The 1,786-nt window shown below is 59.7% G+C and carries 2 protein-coding genes; both read left to right on the forward strand.

Annotated features, from left to right (window positions below):
- Positions 1 to 78 precede the first annotated feature (78 nt).
- Entirely contained in the window at positions 79 to 708 is a 630-nt protein-coding gene (locus GRI55_RS14805) for a hypothetical protein (protein ID WP_063512184.1), read from the forward strand.
- Between the two features lie 346 nt (positions 709 to 1,054).
- A partial coding sequence (locus GRI55_RS14810; RefSeq protein WP_160767640.1) for a fatty acid desaturase occupies positions 1,055 to 1,786 on the forward strand: 732 nt, incomplete at its 3' end.

The following is a 1,786-nucleotide window of genomic DNA, read 5'->3' on the forward strand; positions in this document are numbered from 1 at the left end:
TTTTAGAACGAAAGGAGGTGGCTCTCTGGAAGAGAGCGGAAAAGGGCACGCGATCCCCGCGGCCTATGGAGACTTGAGATGACTGAGATCGAACAACAGAAGCGCATCGCCAACTACCTCGCCGCCGTTGCACACCTGCTGGGCGGCCGGCCCGGACGCTTCACTGAATTCCGAGACAAGGTGGACATCATGCTGAGCGGGTCGGCTCCACACGCTTTCGGCCTGATGCAGTTCGCTTCCCGGGTTCAGACAACCGGCCGTCCGCTCATCTGGGTTCATCAGTCTGCAGAGTGCCCGACGGTTCCGCAAATCGGCTTGGCCGCACAGATGGGAGGGGGGATGCACTACATCGAGAGCTGCATGCTCTGTTTGACTGGCGAAGACGACCGCGCGACCCTCGTGCCAGACGGTTTCAACCTGGGCGCGTACTGGTTCGACCATGCGCTCAATCTGCACCACATTACCGATGCACCAGCATCGACCTTCGAAGCGGCAGATGGCGACATGGTGAGGGCCTACAACCGACTTATCGGGATCCAAGCCGAACAGTGGGAGCGGGGTGACACCTTCGACCTGCCTCATCTCGCCCAGGCGGCCCAAATCTCATGGTGCGCCGGATCGTCCATAGGCGATCCGGCATCGCCAATCAGGAGCTATCTTCGTCGGTCGATCGCCCTGAGCATAACGGTTTTGGCGCGAATAACTTAACGCTTCGTCACTGGCGAAGGTTAACGGCAGCGACTGAACCGTTTGCGTTCCGGCGGTTGCGAATTACGCAACGGGCGGTCGGTCGAATGGGAGCAGGTTCGATATACCTACACCCAGAGGTATGAATCCTGTGGATACGAAGATCAGAGCGGCGGGAATGACCGGAGTTGGGCCGTGAGTGGACAGTCCGCTTTCGGCTTGGGATACATGGAAAGCCGCCAGTCAACGAGCCAGCGTCCTTTCTCATCACAGTCGATCCTGCGTGACAATCGCAAGATGCAACATTAGCGGATCGAGAGTGAGTGTTTCCTGTTCTGAAGCGGCCTCGGCAACTGTCCGACCCGCCATGCCCGACCCTCGTCAGTTAATGCGCGACCTTCAGGTGTTCCGCGATCCCCAGCCAGGGCGCAGCCTGCGGGAGCTTTGCATCACGCTGTTCCCCTTTCTCGGACTGTTCGCCGCGATTATCGCAGCCGCGGACGCGGGTTACCTGTTCGCCCTCGCGCTTACTCCGCTCGCTGGACTGTTCCTACTGAGGCTCTTCATCATCCAGCACGATTGCGGCCATGGATCCTTCCTGCGGAATCGCGCGAGCAATGACTGGTTCGGGCGGATGCTGGGCGTCTTCACGCTCACGCCCTATGATTGCTGGAGCCTCAGCCACGCGCGTCATCACGCCATGACTGGCAACCTCGACAAACGCGGCTTTGGCGATGTCGATACGCTGACGGTGCGCGAGTATTGCGAAAGATCGAGGACCCAGCGGCTCGGCTATCGCCTTTACCGCCACCCTTTGACGTTACTTGGTTTTGGCCCCGCCTATCTCTTTCTCCTGCGCCACCGCCTGCCCGTGGGATTGATGAAGGAGGGCTGGAAGTTCTGGATCAGCGCCCTGGGAACGAACCTTGCCACTCTCGCAATCCTCGCTGTGCCAGTATGGTTGGTCGGCTTCGGAGTGACGCTGGCGGTGTTCCTGCCGACCCTGCTCTTCGCAGCAAGCATGGGAGTGTGGCTGTTCTACATCCAGCACCAGTTCCCCCAAGCATACTGGGAAAGCAAATCCGACTGGTCCTTCGCC

It is taken from the genome of Qipengyuania citrea, from assembly GCF_009828015.1.
GTDB classification, from domain to species: Bacteria; Pseudomonadota; Alphaproteobacteria; order Sphingomonadales; family Sphingomonadaceae; genus Qipengyuania; species Qipengyuania citrea.